2 rRNA genes are annotated in these 290 nt (G+C 52.8%); both read right to left on the reverse strand.

The features are described 5' to 3' along the window. Nucleotides 1–96, reverse strand: a 5S ribosomal RNA gene (gene rrf / locus M8010_RS19890); the annotation flags it as partial. Between the two features lie 97 nt (nucleotides 97–193). Then, nucleotides 194–290, reverse strand: a 23S ribosomal RNA gene (locus M8010_RS19895); the annotation flags it as partial.

Here is a 290-nt window from a genome sequence, read left to right on the forward strand (position 1 = left end):
CACATGGGCAGAAGCCACACTACCATCGGCGCTGGTCTGTTTCACGGCTGAGTTCGGGATGGGATCAGGTGGTTCCAGACCGCTATGGTCGTCAGGCAAAACGGTTGATCACTGGGTGGACGAGATAAAACGTGTGATGTTGATTTCTGTTGAGCCTGAGCTCTGCGTTATCCGCAATTGTCTTGGGTGTTATATAGTCAAGCCGCACGAGCAATTAGTATCGGTTAGCTCAACGCCTCGCAGCGCTTACACACCCGACCTATCAACGTCCTGGTCTTGAACGGCTCTTC

Origin of the sequence: Marinobacter sp. ATCH36 (assembly GCF_023555055.1) — a bacterium.
Taxonomy (GTDB): Bacteria; Pseudomonadota; Gammaproteobacteria; order Pseudomonadales; family Oleiphilaceae; genus Marinobacter.